This window comes from Kitasatospora sp. NPDC059795, assembly GCF_042732175.1.
Taxonomy (GTDB): domain Bacteria; phylum Actinomycetota; class Actinomycetes; order Streptomycetales; family Streptomycetaceae; genus Kitasatospora.
Genome location: NZ_JBHWID010000009.1, coordinates 201,478 through 216,145, shown reverse-complemented (window position 1 = coordinate 216,145; position 14,668 = coordinate 201,478). Strand labels below are relative to the sequence as shown.

The window sequence follows — 14,668 nt, the reverse complement described above, 5'->3', positions numbered from 1 at the left end:
GCCGCCGCCCCGCGAGTTGACTCCCCCATCCTCGCGGGCGGTCCCGGCTCAGTTCCAAAGGTTTTCCGGCACAGGCCGCTACACTCGCCGCGAACCCCCCACCGGCCGCACCTGGAGCACCACATGGCCGAGCCCGTCCCCGTCACCATCGGAAAGCGCCCGGCGCCCGTGCACACCGTCGCCGTGTACGCCTTCGCGGGCATGGCCCCGTTCGAACTCGGCGTGGTGGTCGAGGTGTTCGCCCTCGCCCGCCCCGAACTCGCCGGACTGCTGGCCGCCCCCTGGTACGACGTCCGGGTGTGCGCGGAACGGCCCGGCCACCCGCTGGAGGCGGTCGGCGGCTTCACCCTCACCCCCCGGCACGGCCTGGAGGAACTCGCCGCCGCGGACACCGCCGTCGTCGTCGGGGTGCCCGACCCGTACGGCGAGGTCCCGCCCGCCGTGGTCGCCGCGCTGCGCACCGCGCACGCCCGCGGCGCCCGGGTGGTGTCGATCTGCTCCGGCGCCTTCGCGCTGGCCGCCGCCGGCCTGCTCGACGGCCTGCCCGCCACCACGCACTGGCGGTGGGCCGAGGAACTGCGCCGCCGCCACCCGGACGTCCAGGTCGACCCGGACGTGCTGTACGTGGACAACGGCCAGGTGCTGACCAGCGCCGGCAGCGCCGCCGGCATCGACCTGTGCCTCCACCTGGTCCGGCAGGACCACGGCGCCAAGGTCGCCAACACCGTCGCCCGCCGCTTCGTCGCCCCGCCGCACCGCGACGGCGGGCAGGCGCAGTACGTCGAGACGACGGTACGGCCGGTGGACGAACCCGAGGACGGGGTGGCCCGGTCGATGCGCTGGGCGCTCGACCAGCTCGCCCGGCCGCTGACCGTGCCGCTGCTGGCCCGCGCCGCCGGCATGTCCGACCGCTCGTACCTGCGGCACTTCACCGCCCGCAACGGGGTCAGCCCGATGCGGTGGGTGGCGATCCAGCGGATCGCGGCCAGCCTGCCGCTGCTGGAGTCGCCGGAAGGCAGCGTCGAGGAGATCGCCGCGGCGGTGGGCTTCGAGTCGGCGGCGACCTTCCGCCACCACTTCGGCCGCACCATGCGCACCTCGCCGACCGCCTACCGGCGCACCTTCGGACCGGCCGCCTGACGCACCGTCAGGACTGCTCCAGCCGGTCCGCGTTGGCGTGGATCGCGTCCCGCAGCCACCCGGCGAGGCCCGGGGCGAGCTGCTCGTAGGTGGCGGTGAACCGCTCGTCGGCGACGTACATGTCGCCGAGGCAGCGGTGCATCTGCGGGGCGCACTCGTAGAAGTGCAGGCCGATGTGCGCCCGGTGCTGCTCGGCGGCGTCCGTCGCCGCCGGGCTGTCGGGGGCCTCGCCGGCCGTGAACGCCGCCACCAGCGCCTCGTTGACGGCGTCCGCCTCCTGCTTGATCCGCTCCCAGTCCGCCTTGGTGTACTTCGAGGTCTTCTGCTGGGACTGCTTCCAGGCGTCGGTGTCGCCCCAGCGCTGCTCGGCCTCGTCCTCCCAGTTCTCCTGGTAGTCCTTGCCGAACACCTCGAACTTCTCCTCCGGGGTCAGCTGAATGCCCAACGTCCTTGCCTCCATCGCTCGTTCGACCGCCGCGGCGAGGTCCTCCAACTTCCGGATCCGGTCGCCGATCAGCTCGCGCTGCCGGCGCAGGTGCTCGGTCGGACCGACCGAGCGGTCGTCCAGGATCGCCGCGATCTCCTCCAGCGGGAAGCCGAGTTCGCGATAGAACAGGATCTGCTGCAACCGGTCCAACTCGGCCTCGGCGTAACGCCGGTAGCCGGCCGGGGTGCGGCCGCCGGGCGACAGCAGCCCGATCTCGTCGTAGTGGTGCAGGGTGCGCACCGTCACTCCGGCGAGCCGGGCGAGCTGCCCGACCGTGTACCCGCTCATCGCGTCCCTCCCTCCCGCTGCGCACCAGCCTCCGGCCTCACGTCGCGTGAGGGTCAAGGCCGATCCGCTACTCGGTCTCGCCGTAGCGGACCAGGTAGCCGGCGAACCGGTCGAGGTCCTCGTCGCCCCAGGAGGTGAAGCGGTCGGTGAAGGCCCGCCGCCGCTGCTCGTACGCCTCCGCCAGCAGGTGCTCGCCGGCGTCCGTCAGGTGCAGCAGCTGCCCGCGCTGGTCGTCCGGGTCGGCCTGCCGGCCCAGCAGCCCGAGCCGCTCCAGCGAGCCGACCTGGCGGCTGACGGTGGACTTGTCGAGCATGAAGTGCGCCGCCAGGTCCGCCGCCCGGCAGGAGCCGCGTTCCTTGACCAGGTCGAGCATGCTGTACGTGACCAGCGACAGCTCGGGGTGCAGCTGGGCTGCCTTGTGGCGGGCCCGGCGGGCGAACGCGGTGAGCTCGCGCTGAATGGTCTCCAGCGCGGCGTCGCGGTCGGGCATGGCGGTGACTCCTTCGTCGTGCGGTGTTGCGACCCACGGTAGGCCCTCACCCGCACGGCGACCTGCGCGGCTACAGCAGATCGTCCAGCTCGCGCAGCAGGCGGGCCTTGGCGCGGGCGCCGACCATCGAGCGGATCGGCTCGCCGGAACGGAAGACCATCAGCGTCGGCATCGACAGGACGCCGTACGCGGCCTGGGTCTCCGGGTTCCGGTCCACGTCCAGGGCGACGATCTTCAGCCTGCCCGCCTGCTCCTCGGCCACCTCGGCCAGCACCGGGGCCAGCTGGCGGCACGGCGGGCACCAGTCGGCGGTGAACTCCACCAGCACCGGGCCCTCGGCGGCCAGCACCTCGCTCGCGAAGTCCTGGTCGGTCACGGTCTGCACACTGCTCATCGGGTCTCCTCCCGTTGTCCGCGCGCGAGTTCGCAGCGCGGTTCCTGGTCCACCGCGGCCAGCGCGTCGCGGGCCGCCTCGGCCTGCACCAGCTGGGCCGCCACCTGCTCCCGGACCTCGCTCAACCGGGCCACCATGGCGTCCAGTTCGGCCAACTTCGCCCGGTACACCTCCAGCGAGGCCGGGCAGGAGTCGCCGGCCGGGTGCCCGGCCCGCAGGCACTCCACGAACGGGCGGGTCTCCTCCAGCTCGAAGCCGAAGTCCTGCAGCACCCGGATCTGCCGCAGCAGTCGCAGGTCGTCCTCGTCGTACGCCCGGTACCCGTTGCCGCCGCGCCGCGCGGGCAGCAGCCCCCGCGACTCGTAGTACCGCAGCGCCCTGGTGGTGGTGCCCGCCCGCTCTGCCAGCTCGCCGATCCGCATGGCCACGACGCTAGACCTTCACCTCGGCGTCAACGCCACCACCGGTCGGAAGAATTGGCCGGAAAGCACGTACCAAGATCCTCTACCCTCGCCTGATGACCGACCTGACCACGGCCCTGCTCGCGGCCTACGACGAGCACCTGCGCGGCCTCGGCCCCGCCCGCGACGGCGAGATCCAACAGGCCGACGGCCCGCTGCTGCGCAAGTCCGGCGGCTTCCGCGGCTTCGTCACCTCGCCCACCGCCGACCTCGGCCTGCGCGGCGAGGAACTCGACGAACTGATCGCCCGGCAGCGCGACTTCTTCGCCGCCCGCGGCGAAGCCGTCGAATGGAAGACCCGCGGCCACGACCTGCCCGCCGACCTGCCGCAGCGGCTGACCGCGGCCGGGTTCGTCGCCGAGGCGCCGGAGACCGTCCTGATCGGCCTGGCCGCCGAACTCGCCACCCCGACCCCCGCGCCCGAGGGCATCACGCTGCGCCGGGTCACCGCCCGCACCGACATGCGGCGGATCGCCACCCTGCAGAGCGAGGTGTGGGGCGAGGACTGGTCCTTCCTGGTCGGCGACCTGACCGAGAACGCCGCCGCCGACCCCGACGGCTTCCTGGTGGTCGTCGCCGAGACCGACGCCCCCGCCCCCGAGGTGGTCTCCGCCGCCTGGCTGACCCGCGCCCCCGGCACCGAGTTCGGCGGCCTGTGGGGCGGATCCACCCTCGCCGCCTGGCGCGGGCGCGGCATCTACCGCTCGCTGGTCGCGTACCGCGCCCGCTGGGCCCTGGAACACGGCATCCGCTACCTCCAGGTGGACGCCTCGCCCGACAGCACCCCGATCCTGGGCCGCCTCGGCATGCACGCCGTCACCACCACCACGCCCTACGTGTGGACCCCGCCCGCGTCCTGAAAGATTTCCCCGCAGGCGTGTAGAGGAGCCGCTCCCCGCTCCGACCACCGGACGACAGCACCCGACGAGCACGAAGGACGTGGTCCCCGTGAAGTACCTGCTGATGACCTACGGCAACCAGGAGAAGTGGGCGTCCGTCTCCGCCGAGGAGTGGCCGGAGGCGATCGCCCAGCAGGACGCGTTCAACGCCCGCTACCGGGAGACCGGCGAGCTGATCGGCGCGTACGGCCTCGGCGACGCGGCCGCCAGCCGGCTGGTGCGCCGCCAGGAGGGGCTGCCCGCGGTCAGCGACGGCCCCTACCTGGAGACCAAGGAGTACATGGCGAGCTTCTACCTGCTGGACTGCGAGAGCGAGCAGCGGGCGCTGGAGATCGCCGCCGACATGCCGTGGGCGGACCGGGAGCCGGTGGAGCTGTGGCCGATCCTGCACGAGACGCCGATGGACAGCTGAGCCGCGTGGACGACCGTACGGCCACCGACCAGGACCTGCTGCGCGCCCTCGCACCGCAGGTCCTGGCGGTGCTGCTGCACCGCCACCCCGGCGCGTTCGACAGCTGCGAGGACGCGGTGCAGGAGGCGCTGCTCGCGGCCGCCACGCAGTGGCCGCAGCAGGGCCGGCCGGAGAACCCGCGCGGCTGGCTGGTCACGGTGGCCGCCCGCCGGCTGGTGGACCTGGTGCGCGCCGACCGGGCCCGGCGCGAACGCGAGGAGCGGGTGTTCCTGGCCACGCCGCAGTCGGAGCTGCTCGGCCGGGCCGCCGACGCCGACCCCGCCGCGGACCGGGACGACTCGCTGGCGCTGCTGTTCCTGTGCTGCCACCCGGCGCTGACCGCGCCCAGCCGGATCGCGCTGACCCTGCGCGCGGTCGGCGGCCTGAGCACCGTGCAGATCGCGGCGGCGTTCCTGGTGCCGGAGGCGACGATGGCGCAGCGGATCAGCCGGGCCAAGCAGACCATCCGCGGCTCGGGGCTGCGGTTCGTCCTGCCGGAGCCGGGCGAGACGGCGGAGCGGCTGCGCGAGGTGCTGCAGGTGCTGTACCTGGTGTTCAACGAGGGCTACACGGCCACCTCCGGCGAGGACCTGACGATCCCCCGGCTGTCCGACGAGGCGATCCGGCTGACCCGGCTGCTGCACCGGCTGCTGCCCGCGGACGCCGAGGTGATGGGCCTGCTGGCGCTGATGCTGCTCACCGACGCCCGGCGGCCGTCCCGCACCGGCCCGGGCGGCGAGCTGGTGCCGCTGGCCGAGCAGGACCGGACGCGCTGGGACGCGGCGGCGATCGCCGAGGGCGTGGCGCTGGTGGAGCGGGCGCTGCCGCACGGCCGGGTGGGGCCGTACCAGTTGCAGGCGGCGATCGCGGCGCTGCACGACGAGGCGCCGGACGTGGCGGCCACCGACTGGCCGCAGATCCTGGCGCTGTACGACCTGCTGGTGCGGGTGGCGCCCGGTCCGATGCCGGAGCTGGGCCGGCTGGTGGCGCTGGCGGAGGTGCACGGCGCGGAGCTCGCGCTGAAGGAACTCGACGCGCTGGAAGGGGTGTTGGGCCGCCACCACCGCTTCCTGGCGGTGCGGGCCGAGCTGCTGGCCCGCACCGGCGCGACGGAGGCCGCGACAGAGGCGTTCCGCCGGGCGTCCGCGCTGGCGCCGAGCCTGCCGGAGCGCCGTTTCCTCGCCGAGCGCGCCCGTCAGCCCGGTTGAGCGGCGATGGCGATCGCGGCGTCGATCGCTCCGTACAGCTCCGAGCGCAGGCCGAGTCGGCTGGCCCGGATCTCGACGGCCTCGGCGACGGCGGGCTGCGCGTGGCGGTCCACGGACTCGCGGATGCCGTTGATCAACGGCGGTCCGGCCAGGCCGAGTTCGCCGCCGATCACGATGGCGGCGGGGTTCAGGCAGTTGACCAGGTCGGCGAGGACGCGGCCGATGGTGCGGCCGGCCTCGCCGATGACGCGGGCGGCGGCGGGGGTGTCGGCGAGCTCGCCGAGCGGCGGCAGGTCGACGGCCTCCCCGGGGCGGGCTCCGGGGGCGAGGACGTGGGCGAGGCGGCGGCGGACCTCGACGATGGACGCGACGGACTCCAGGCAGCCGCGGTTGCCGCAGCGGCACCAGGTGCCGGTGTCGGGGAGCTGGATGTGGCCGATCTCGCCGGAGATGCCGCTCGCGCCGCGGTAGATCCGGCCGTCGAGCAGCAGGCCCGCGCCGATGCCGGTGGAGGCCTTGACGTAGATCAGGTCGTTGACGACGCGACCGCCGCTGTGGGCGCGTTCGCCGCGGGCGCCCATCTCGGCGTCGTTGCCGACGGTGACGGGGCGGCCGAAGAGCCGGCCGAGTTCGGCGGCCGGGTCCATGCCGATCCACTGGGAGAGGGTGGAGGGGGCGCGGACCACGTTGGTGCGGGTGTCGAGGGCGCCGGGGATGCCGGCGGCGACGGCGGTGATCGCGTCCAGGGTGTGGCCGGCGTCGGCGAGCGCCCGGTCGGCGAGGGCGCGGGCGGCGTCCAGGACCTCACGGGGGTGGTTGTCCACGTCGAGGCCGGCGGTGGCCTCGCCGAGCACCGCGCCGGTGGTGTCGGCGACGGCGGCGGTGACGTGGGTGTGCCCGAAGTCGAGGGCGAGGACCAGGGCGTGGGCCCGGCGCAGGGTGACGGCGGCGGCGCGGCGGCCGCGTCCCGCGGTGGCGACGGCGGTGGTCTCGTCGGCCAGGCCCTCGCCGATCAGGTCGGTGACGGCGCTGCTGACGGCGGACCGGGAGAGCCCGGTGAGCCGGCTGATCTCGGCGCGGCTGAGGGTGCCGTGTTCGCCGAGGACGGCGAGCAGGGCGGCACGGGTGCGCAGGCGGCGGGCCGAGGGTGCCGGGTGGGCGGGGGCGGTCATGCGCGGAACGGTAGCGGACAGCGACCGGAAATACACCGTTGAACGGATTATTTGATTGGAGACTTGTCCTCTTGACGGAGGAATTGGCCTATACCTATCGTCGAAGACAGCTCCCGGTCACCCAGGAGAGCAGCATCTCGCACGCCGGGAGAGGAAGGCCCATGGACATCGCCCGGAGCCGCCACCGCTGGTGCGTCGAGATCCCGCACGCCAACGAACTCCGCGCCGGCAGCCAGCTGTTCATCGTGGACGCCCCCGCCGAGGACGACGCCCGGCGCACCGCCATCGAACGCGCCGAGTCCGTCGACGCCCGCCGCCACCGCCGCGGCGCCGCCCTGGACCTCGCCCGGGCCACCGTCGTCCACCTCGCCCTGCTGCACACGCACTGATCCCCCGCCCGGGGCACCGCCCCGGCACGAACTCCGCGCCCGGTGTGACTTCACCCGGGCGCATTTGTATGCTTCGCTGAACCTCTACAGCACTGTAGAAGTTCGGGCCGGCATCCCGCCGACCCCGACGGCGAAGGGTGCGTCATGTCTGCACGCAGGGCGGGGGCCCGCTCCACCGGATCCGGGCGCGGCCGCAAGGTCCGCCGGATCGCGCTGTGGACCACCGCGGGCGTCGCCGCACTCGCCGTCACCGCCGGCGGCCTGGTCTACTACCGGCTCAACGGCAACCTGAGCACCTTCGACAGCGCCGGCATCGCCAAGGACCGCCCCGACGCCGCCAGCGCCGACGCCCAGGGACGCGTCCCGATCAACCTGCTGCTGATCGGCTCCGACTCCCGCTCCGGCAGCAACAAGGACCTCGGCGGCGGCCAGGAAGGCGGCGCCCGCTCGGACACCGCGATCCTGCTGCACGTCTACGCCGACCACAAGCACGCCGTCGGCGTCTCCATCCCGCGCGACTCCCTGGTGGCCGTCCCGTCCTGCCTGCTGCCGAACAAGAACTGGACCAAAGCGCAGGCCAGCGCCATGTTCAACAGCGCCTTCTCGGTCGGCGACACCGAACAGGGCAACCCCGCCTGCACCCAGAACACCGTGGAGAAGCTCACCGGGCTGCGCATCGACCACACCATGGTGATCAACTTCCAGGGCTTCGCGGACATGACCAGCGCCGTCGGCGGCGTCGACGTCTGCCTGCCCAAGGCCGTCTACGAGGGCGACCTCGACCCCAACCTCGGCCACCGCGGCAAGCTCCTGTTCAACCAGGGCCACCAGAAGATCTCCGGCCAGGCCGCCCTCGACTACGTCCGGATCCGGCACGGCCTCGGAGACGGCTCCGACATCGGCCGCACCAAGCGCCAACAGGCCTTCCTCTCCTCGCTGATCAAGCAGGTCAAGTCCGAGGGCATGAACCCCGTCGCACTGCTGCCGCTGGCCGACGCCGTCACCAAGTCGCTCACCGTCGACGAAGGCCTCGGCTCGGCGCAGAAACTCGTCGACTTCGCGATGTCCCTCAAGGACATCGACCTGCACGACATCAAGTTCCTCACCGTGCCCTGGCGTTACCAGGGCGAACGGGTCGCCCTGGTGCACCCCGACGCCGACCAGCTGTGGGCGGCGCTCAAGGCCGACCGCACCCTCGACGGGCAGGACGCCTCCGCCGGCCCCTCGCCCGCCGACAGCCCCAGCCCCGGCCCGACCGCCGCGCCGACCAAGGTCGACGGGGCCGGCATCCGGGTCGCCGTCTACAACGGCACCTCCACCACCGGGCTCAGCACCAAGGCCGCCGAGGCACTGGAGGGCTCCGGCTTCACCGTCACCGGCCGGGCCAACGCCGCCTCCCGCACCCACACCACCACCCTCGTCGAGTACGGGCCCGGCGAGAAGGCCCAGGCCGAGAAGGTCGCCGAACTGTTCCCCGGCGCCTCCCTGCAACCCGGCACCCACGCCGGCCTCTCCGTCACCCTCGGCTCGGACTACGCGGCCGGCGGCGGCACCACCGCCGCCCCGCCGCTGCCCACCGGCCCGCTGCCCACCAGCGTCAGCCAGGCCCGCTCCGCCGACGACGACGCCTGCTCCGACCTCACCTTCGGCTGACACCGCGGCCGACCGGCACCCGACCACCACAGGGGACAGCAGCGATGGACCCGCTCTCCGGACACGGCCCCACCCAGCAGGACCGCGCCGACTTCGAGTACGCCCTCGGCCGGGCCCTCGCCGACCCCGCCGTGCGCGCCGCACTGGCCGGCGACCGCGCCCAGGACGCCCGGCTGCGGGCCCTCGCCCGGCAGCGCACCGCGGAGATCCTGGCCGCCGCCGAACCCGAGTACCTGACGTACCGTCGGCTCCGCGAGGCCGCGCCCGACGCGCCCGGCGCCGCCCCCGAGCCCGGCGAACGGCTCTCCGGCTGGTTCGGCGCGCTCGCGCTGGTGGTGCCGATCGTCACCGGCAGCGCCGCCGCCGTGTTCTTCCTGCTCGCCGCCCTCATCGGCCTGTCCGGCCCGCACGCCGCCTCCGCCGACGTGCTGCGCACCGTCGCCTGGAGCACCGTCGCCGCCGCCGTCGCCAGCGCCGTGATCGGCCTGCTCGGCCTGCTGTTCAGCGCCGCCCGCCAACGCGCCGTGCCCCCCGAGGACCCGCGCCGCGCCGAGGAGCTGTCCGACGCCCGCACCGCCTGGCGCACCGCCCTGCTGCACCGCGGCCTGGTGCCCTTCCTGCTGGCCGGACTGCGCCCCGCCGACTGAGCGATATCGGGTCGATATCGGGGTGATGACGTGCCCTTCTATCGTCGGTCGGGCAGGCGGCCCCGAAGCGCGGGCCGCCCCGGGCACGGGGAGGGCGACGCCATGGAGTTCCGGATTCTCGGTCCGGTCCACCTGCTGGCCGACGGCCGGGAGGACACACTCAGCGGCACCAAGCAGCGGACGATGTTCGCCGCACTGGTCCTGGCCGAGGGCCGGGCGGTGTCGGACGAGCACCTCGGGCGGATGCTCTGGGACGACCGCCCGCCCGGCACGGCCGCCGCGCAGATCCACACCTACGCCTCGCGGATCCGGCGACGGGTCGGCCCGGACGTCCCGCTGGTCCGGATCCGGTCCGGCTACCGGATGCTCGCCCCGCACGTGCCCTGCGACCTCACCGCCTTCGGCGACCTCTCCGGCCAGGGCTTCCGGGCGCTGCGCGAACAGCGCTTCGAGGAGGCCGCCGAACACCTGCGGGCCGCCCTGGAGTGCTGGAACGGCGAGGCACTGGCCGATGTGACGGACCACCTGGCCGCCGCCGAGCGCCCGCGCCTGGAGGAAACCCGACTCGCGGCCCTGGAGGCCCGCATCGAGGCCGACCTGATCACCGGCCGACACCGCCGACTGATCTCCGAACTGACCGGCCTGGTCGCCCGCCACCCGATGCGCGAACGCTTCCGGGCGCTGCTGATGACGGCGCTGTTCCGCTCCGAACGGCAGGCCGAGGCGATGTCGCTCTACCTGGACGGGCGACGCCTGCTCGTCGACGAACTCGGCGTCGAGCCCGGGAAGTTGCTGGCCCGGACGTACCAGGAGATCCTGAACGGCGAGGTGCGGACCGTCATGCCGCACCGGCCTGCGCACTGACCTCCGGGCCGGTGCGGAAAGTGAGCAGCCGGGCCCCCGCGCCGAACGCCACGGCGAGCAACTCCTCGGCCGGATAAGGGTCGAGGACCGGCGGCGGCTCCAGCAGCAGCCGGTGCAGGCGGACCAGCAGCGCCCGCAGCGCCGTGCGCAGCCACAGCGGCCCGACCGCCACGCCGGCCGACCAGAGCGAGAGGCAGGCCGCCGCGGCGTACAACGTCTCGTAGGCGGCGGCCAGTTCACAGCCCGTCGGACTTCCCTCCGGCTCGGTCGGCAGCTCGGCCATCCGCCGGTGCAGCTCGTCGCCCGCCGCCAGCAAGGACTTCGCCAGGCTCTGCACCTCCGCCCCGGCAGCCTCCAGCGCCGGACCGTCGACCAGCCCGGGCAGCGCCTGGACGGGGCTGCACCCGCCCCGGGGGCGCGCCTCCGATCCGGACCCGCCCTTGTCCGCGTCCGCGTCCTCGTCCTCGTTCGCGACGGGCAGCGGAGCACCCAGCCGAAGGGCCTCGGCCAGGCCCGGACCGTCCACTGCCTCGGACGCGAACCCGTGGACCAACCAAGGGAATTGGGCGACCACGGCGCCGCGCAGCCGCTCCGCCCCCGCCGCCCGGACGGCCGCCGGGCGGGCCAGCGCGGACGTCGCCTCGACGACCAGCGCCGGCACCAGCGCCGACACCACCGGCAGGGTGAGCTCCGCCTCGGCGGGCAGCACGTGCGCACTGCGGGCCGCCAGCCGGGTGGCCGCCTCGGCGGCCCCGATCAGCGCCGCGGCCCGGCCCAGCGCGTGCGCGTCGGCCGCCCCGACCGGGCCGTCGCGCAGCGCCTCCCGCAGAGCCCGCTCACCGGCGTCCAGGTTCCACGCCCAGCCCACCACGTGCAGTGCCAACGGGCCCGCGCCGACAGCGGCCGGGTCGTGGTTCACCAGCGCCCGCAGGGTGCTCGCGGTACGGGCCGCGAACGGCGTGAGAGCGTCGGCGGGGTGCGGCTCGGAACCACTGGTCATCGCCGGCTCCTTCGGGCAGCGGGGCAGCTGCCCCCACCCTGCCCCGACGGTCTATACACCGCCGATACCGCCCCGCCGACCGGTCCTCACAGCACCGCCAACTCCTGTTCCACCAGCCCGAGATCGCGATCCGCACCACTGTCCCGGAACAACCCGGCGGCCCACTCCAACCGCACCCGGGCCTCCTCGACCCGGCCCAGCGCGACAGCGGCCCGCCCGAGCGCCGCACCCACCCGGCCCTCGACCACGACGGCCCCGGTCCGGCCGGCCAGCTCCAGGGCGCCCAGCAGCTCGGCGTGCGCCTCGCCCGCCCGTCCGCGCCGCAGCATCGTCTCGCCCAGGCCGAGCCGGGCATGGACGGAGCCCAACAGGTCGCGCCTGGCCGTCACCACCCGGAGCACCACCTGGAGTGCGCGCTCCGCCTCCTCGAACCGCTCCAACGCCAACAGGGCCCGGGCGTAACGGAAGTGGACCTGCGCGGTGACCCCGGTCTCCCCGATCCGCCGGGCGACCGCCACCGCCTGCTCGGCGTACCCCAGCGCCGCCCCGGGCCGCCCGAGGTCCAGCTCGCCCTGCGCCAGGAAGCCGAGCACGTGCGCCTCGCAGGACAGGTCGCCCACCGCCCGGAACAGCCCGACGGCCTCGGTGAGCCGCGCCCGCGCCGAGACCAGATCGCCCTGGACACGGTCCAGCACGGCCAGCGATCGCACCGCCAGGGCCCGCCCGTGCTCCTCCCCGATCTGCGCGAACAGGGCCTGCGCCCGGAGCAGCGGTTCGGCGGCCGAGAGGTGCCGGATGCCGATCCAGCGTTCGCCCAGCGACTCCAGCACCGCGGCCTCGCCGCGCAGGTTCCCGGCCGCCCGGGTCGCGGCCAGCGCGCGGTCGCAGCAGAACTGCCAGTCGTCCAGGTACTCCCTGGTCTCGAACAGCACGACGGTGCAGCTCAACAGGTCCCAGGCCAGCTCGTCCCGCTCCAGCCGGGCGGCCTGGTCGATCGCCGCGATCAGCGACAGCCGCTCCGCCTCGAACCACTCCAGCGGATCCGCCGTCAACTCCTCCAGCAGCTGCGGGTCCAGCTCCAGGCGCGGGGTGGAGCCGTGGATCAGCGCGAAGTCGCCGCCGTACTCCGCCCGGTGGGCATGCTCGGCGACGGTCAGCCAGCCGCGCAGCGCCCGGTCCAGGCTCCGCGCCCGCTCGTCCTCGCTCTCCTCCGCCCGGAGCCGCTCGCGGGCGAACAGGCCCAGCAGATTCTGCATGCGGAAACGCAGCTGACCGGTGCCGTCGGTGCCGGTGACCTCCAGCAGCTGGACGTCCACCAGGTGTTCCAGCAGCCGTTCCGCCTCGAACGGGTGAACGTCGAGCAGCGCGGCGGCCGTCCAGACCGTCACGTCGGGCGCCTCCAGCAGCGCGAGGCGGCGGTACAGCCGGGCCGCGTCCGGCGCCAACTGCCGGTAGCTGACCGCGAATCCGGCCCGGACCTGGGCCTCGCCCCGGCTCAGCTCGTCCAGTCGGCGGCGCTCGTCGGCCAGCCGGGCCACCAGGTGACGCACGCTCCAGTGCGGCTTCGACGCCAGCCGGGCCGCGGCGATCCGCAGCGCCAGCGGCAGCCGGTCGCACAGCTCGGCCAGCCGTTCGGCCTGCTCCGGGTCGGCCGCGATCCGGTCCTCGGGGACGATCCGACCCAGCAGCGCGACCGCCTCCGCCGGTGGCAGCACGCCGAGTTGGACGCGCACCGCGCCGTAGCGGAGCATCAGCTGCTCCATCGGCTCGCGGCCGGTGACGACCACGCAGCACTGCCCGGTGCCGGGCAGCAACGGGTCGATCTGCGCCGCCGAACGGGCGTTGTCCAGCACCACCAGGACCCGGCGGCCGGCCAGCAGGCTGCGGTACAGCTCGGTGCGTTCGCCGGTGTCGGCGGGGATCTGCTCGCTCGGTACGCCAAGGGCGCGCAGGAAGCGGCTCAGCACGTCGGCGGCCCTGGTCGGCTCGCGGGTCTCGTCGTGGCCGCACAGGTCGACGTACAGCCGGCCGTCCGGGAAGCGGGCGGCGACCCGGTGCGCCCAGTGCACGGCGAGGCCGGTCTTGCCGACGCCCGCGACGCCGGTGATCAGGCCGATGCCGGGCGGCTGCTCCTCCGAACGGCCCTCGGCCAGCCGGTCGAGCGTCGCGGTCTCGGCGGCCCGGCCGGTGAAGGCCGGCACGTTCGGCGGCAGGAAGGACGGCGTCGGCTGTGCGACGGCGAGCGGAGGCGGAGGCGGAGGCGAATTCGGGGCCGGTTGCGGGGCCGGTGCGGGTGCCGGTTGCGCGCCGTCGTCGCGCAGGCCGAGCGCGGGGTCGTCGCGCAGGCCGAGCGCGGGGTCGTCGCGCAGGCCGAGCGCGGGGTCGTCGCGCAGGATCGCGTCGTGCAGGCGGGCCAGGTCGGGGCCGGGCTCCAGGCCGAGTTCCTCGACGGACCGCCGGCGGCCCTCGCGGAAGGTCTCCAGTGCCTCCGCCCGCCGCCCGGCCCGGTACTGGGCCCGCATCAGAACGTGCCGGGCACGCTCGCGCAGCGGGTGCTCGCGGACCACCGGCGTCAGTCCCCCGATCACCTCCAGCTGCCGTCCGAGCGCGAGGTCGATCTCGGCGAGCGCCTCCAGGCAGGACACCCGCGTCTCCTCCAGGCGGCCCGCCTCGTCCTCGACCTGCCGCCCGGCGACGCCCTCCGCCACCGGCCCGCGCCACAGGCCGAGCGCACGCGCGTACAGCACGCCGGCCTCGGCGGTGCGCCGGCCGGTGGCCGCCTGCTCGGCCTGCCGGACCAGTTCCTGGAAGACCAGCAGGTCGATCCGGTGGCCGGCCGAGTTGAGCTGGTACCCGGGGTGGACGGTGGAGATCAGGGCGTCGCCGCAGCCCTGCGCGCGGAAGACCTTGCGCAGGCCCGCGACGCAGATGGCCACCTGGGTGCGGGCGGTGGCCGGCGGGTCCCCCTGCCACACCGCCTCGACCATCGCGTCCACCGACACCACGGTGTCCGGGGACAGCAACAGCAGGGCCAGGATGGCACGTTGGCGCGGACCTCCGACGGCCGTACGCCGACCGTCCGTGACGACGGACAGCGGGCCCAGCAGGCCGAACTCGATCCGCAC

Annotated in this window: 15 protein-coding genes; 8 read left to right on the top strand and 7 right to left on the bottom strand. The window is 74.5% G+C overall.

The window, feature by feature from the left end; genetic code table 11:
* Nucleotides 1-123 precede the first annotated feature (123 nt).
* Complete coding sequence (locus ACFV4P_RS20335; protein ID WP_380472991.1) at nucleotides 124-1,140, top strand: helix-turn-helix domain-containing protein; 1,017 nt, start codon at nucleotides 124-126, stop codon at nucleotides 1,138-1,140.
* Between the two features lie 7 nt (nucleotides 1,141-1,147).
* Here the strand turns inward: ACFV4P_RS20335 and ACFV4P_RS20330 are convergent, their stop codons facing one another.
* From ACFV4P_RS20330 to ACFV4P_RS20315, 4 genes are all read right to left on the bottom strand, one after another.
* Complete coding sequence (locus ACFV4P_RS20330) at nucleotides 1,148-1,915, bottom strand: MerR family transcriptional regulator (protein ID WP_380472989.1); 768 nt, start codon at nucleotides 1,913-1,915, stop codon at nucleotides 1,148-1,150.
* A 67-nt stretch (nucleotides 1,916-1,982) separates the two neighbouring features.
* Nucleotides 1,983-2,405, bottom strand: coding sequence for a MarR family winged helix-turn-helix transcriptional regulator (locus tag ACFV4P_RS20325; RefSeq protein WP_073807261.1), 423 nt, complete (start codon nucleotides 2,403-2,405; stop codon nucleotides 1,983-1,985).
* Between the two features lie 70 nt (nucleotides 2,406-2,475).
* Nucleotides 2,476-2,799 carry a thioredoxin gene (trxA, locus tag ACFV4P_RS20320; protein ID WP_073807259.1) on the bottom strand — a complete coding sequence of 108 codons (324 nt, stop codon included), beginning with the start codon at nucleotides 2,797-2,799 and terminating at the stop codon, nucleotides 2,476-2,478.
* Complete coding sequence (locus ACFV4P_RS20315; protein ID WP_380472986.1) at nucleotides 2,796-3,221, bottom strand: MerR family transcriptional regulator; 426 nt, start codon at nucleotides 3,219-3,221, stop codon at nucleotides 2,796-2,798. The genes trxA and ACFV4P_RS20315 overlap by 4 nt, the downstream gene beginning before the upstream one ends.
* Nucleotides 3,222-3,316: 95 nt before the next feature.
* Between ACFV4P_RS20315 and ACFV4P_RS20310 the strand changes: the two genes are divergently transcribed.
* From ACFV4P_RS20310 to ACFV4P_RS20300, 3 genes are all read left to right on the top strand, one after another.
* Complete coding sequence (locus ACFV4P_RS20310) at nucleotides 3,317-4,120, top strand: GNAT family N-acetyltransferase (RefSeq protein WP_380472984.1); 804 nt, start codon at nucleotides 3,317-3,319, stop codon at nucleotides 4,118-4,120.
* A gap of 88 nt (nucleotides 4,121-4,208) precedes the next feature.
* Complete coding sequence (locus ACFV4P_RS20305; RefSeq protein ID WP_073807256.1) at nucleotides 4,209-4,571, top strand: YciI family protein; 363 nt, start codon at nucleotides 4,209-4,211, stop codon at nucleotides 4,569-4,571.
* Between the two features lie 5 nt (nucleotides 4,572-4,576).
* Complete coding sequence (locus ACFV4P_RS20300; protein ID WP_380472982.1) at nucleotides 4,577-5,818, top strand: RNA polymerase sigma factor; 1,242 nt, start codon at nucleotides 4,577-4,579, stop codon at nucleotides 5,816-5,818.
* Here ACFV4P_RS20300 and ACFV4P_RS20295 read toward each other — a convergent pair.
* Nucleotides 5,806-6,990 (bottom strand): ROK family transcriptional regulator, encoded by a 1,185-nt coding sequence (locus ACFV4P_RS20295; RefSeq protein WP_380472980.1) that lies wholly within the window; start codon nucleotides 6,988-6,990, stop codon nucleotides 5,806-5,808. The two genes, ACFV4P_RS20300 and ACFV4P_RS20295, sit on opposite strands and share 13 nt — an antisense overlap.
* A gap of 161 nt (nucleotides 6,991-7,151) precedes the next feature.
* On the opposite strand from ACFV4P_RS20295, the gene ACFV4P_RS20290 reads away from it, so the two are divergent.
* The 4 genes from ACFV4P_RS20290 to ACFV4P_RS20275 all read left to right on the top strand — a co-directional run bounded on the left by ACFV4P_RS20290 (nucleotide 7,152) and on the right by ACFV4P_RS20275 (nucleotide 10,543).
* On the top strand, nucleotides 7,152-7,379 hold the full coding sequence (locus ACFV4P_RS20290) for a hypothetical protein (protein ID WP_073807252.1): 228 nt from the start codon (nucleotides 7,152-7,154) through the stop codon (nucleotides 7,377-7,379).
* 144 nt (nucleotides 7,380-7,523) lie between these two features.
* Nucleotides 7,524-9,032, top strand: coding sequence for an LCP family protein (locus ACFV4P_RS20285; RefSeq protein ID WP_380472978.1), 1,509 nt, complete (start codon nucleotides 7,524-7,526; stop codon nucleotides 9,030-9,032).
* 44 nt (nucleotides 9,033-9,076) lie between these two features.
* Nucleotides 9,077-9,679, top strand: a complete 603-nt coding sequence (locus tag ACFV4P_RS20280; protein WP_380472976.1) for a hypothetical protein — start codon at nucleotides 9,077-9,079, stop codon at nucleotides 9,677-9,679.
* A gap of 102 nt (nucleotides 9,680-9,781) precedes the next feature.
* The gene (locus ACFV4P_RS20275) at nucleotides 9,782-10,543 is read left to right on the top strand and encodes a BTAD domain-containing putative transcriptional regulator (protein ID WP_380472974.1); all 762 of its coding nucleotides are present in this window, start codon (nucleotides 9,782-9,784) and stop codon (nucleotides 10,541-10,543) included.
* Here the strand turns inward: ACFV4P_RS20275 and ACFV4P_RS20270 are convergent.
* Both ACFV4P_RS20270 and ACFV4P_RS20265 read right to left on the bottom strand, forming a co-directional pair.
* Complete coding sequence (locus tag ACFV4P_RS20270; RefSeq protein ID WP_380472972.1) at nucleotides 10,518-11,543, bottom strand: hypothetical protein; 1,026 nt, start codon at nucleotides 11,541-11,543, stop codon at nucleotides 10,518-10,520. The genes ACFV4P_RS20275 and ACFV4P_RS20270 overlap by 26 nt on opposite strands.
* Before the next feature lie 86 nt (nucleotides 11,544-11,629).
* A complete protein-coding gene (locus ACFV4P_RS20265; protein WP_380472970.1) occupies nucleotides 11,630-14,668 on the bottom strand; it encodes a BTAD domain-containing putative transcriptional regulator in 3,039 nt (1,012 codons plus the stop codon).

Coding starts and splice junctions, on each gene's coding strand:
- ACFV4P_RS20335 (WP_380472991.1), top strand. CDS start 124: ATGGCCGAGCCCGTCCCCGTCACCATCGGAAAGCGCCCGGCGCCCGTG.
- ACFV4P_RS20330 (WP_380472989.1), bottom strand. CDS start 1,915: ATGAGCGGGTACACGGTCGGGCAGCTCGCCCGGCTCGCCGGAGTGACG.
- ACFV4P_RS20325 (WP_073807261.1), bottom strand. CDS start 2,405: ATGCCCGACCGCGACGCCGCGCTGGAGACCATTCAGCGCGAGCTCACC.
- trxA (WP_073807259.1), bottom strand. CDS start 2,799: ATGAGCAGTGTGCAGACCGTGACCGACCAGGACTTCGCGAGCGAGGTG.
- ACFV4P_RS20315 (WP_380472986.1), bottom strand. CDS start 3,221: ATGCGGATCGGCGAGCTGGCAGAGCGGGCGGGCACCACCACCAGGGCG.
- ACFV4P_RS20310 (WP_380472984.1), top strand. CDS start 3,317: ATGACCGACCTGACCACGGCCCTGCTCGCGGCCTACGACGAGCACCTG.
- ACFV4P_RS20295 (WP_380472980.1), bottom strand. CDS start 6,990: ATGACCGCCCCCGCCCACCCGGCACCCTCGGCCCGCCGCCTGCGCACC.
- ACFV4P_RS20290 (WP_073807252.1), top strand. CDS start 7,152: ATGGACATCGCCCGGAGCCGCCACCGCTGGTGCGTCGAGATCCCGCAC.
- ACFV4P_RS20285 (WP_380472978.1), top strand. CDS start 7,524: ATGTCTGCACGCAGGGCGGGGGCCCGCTCCACCGGATCCGGGCGCGGC.
- ACFV4P_RS20280 (WP_380472976.1), top strand. CDS start 9,077: ATGGACCCGCTCTCCGGACACGGCCCCACCCAGCAGGACCGCGCCGAC.
- ACFV4P_RS20275 (WP_380472974.1), top strand. CDS start 9,782: ATGGAGTTCCGGATTCTCGGTCCGGTCCACCTGCTGGCCGACGGCCGG.
- ACFV4P_RS20270 (WP_380472972.1), bottom strand. CDS start 11,543: ATGACCAGTGGTTCCGAGCCGCACCCCGCCGACGCTCTCACGCCGTTC.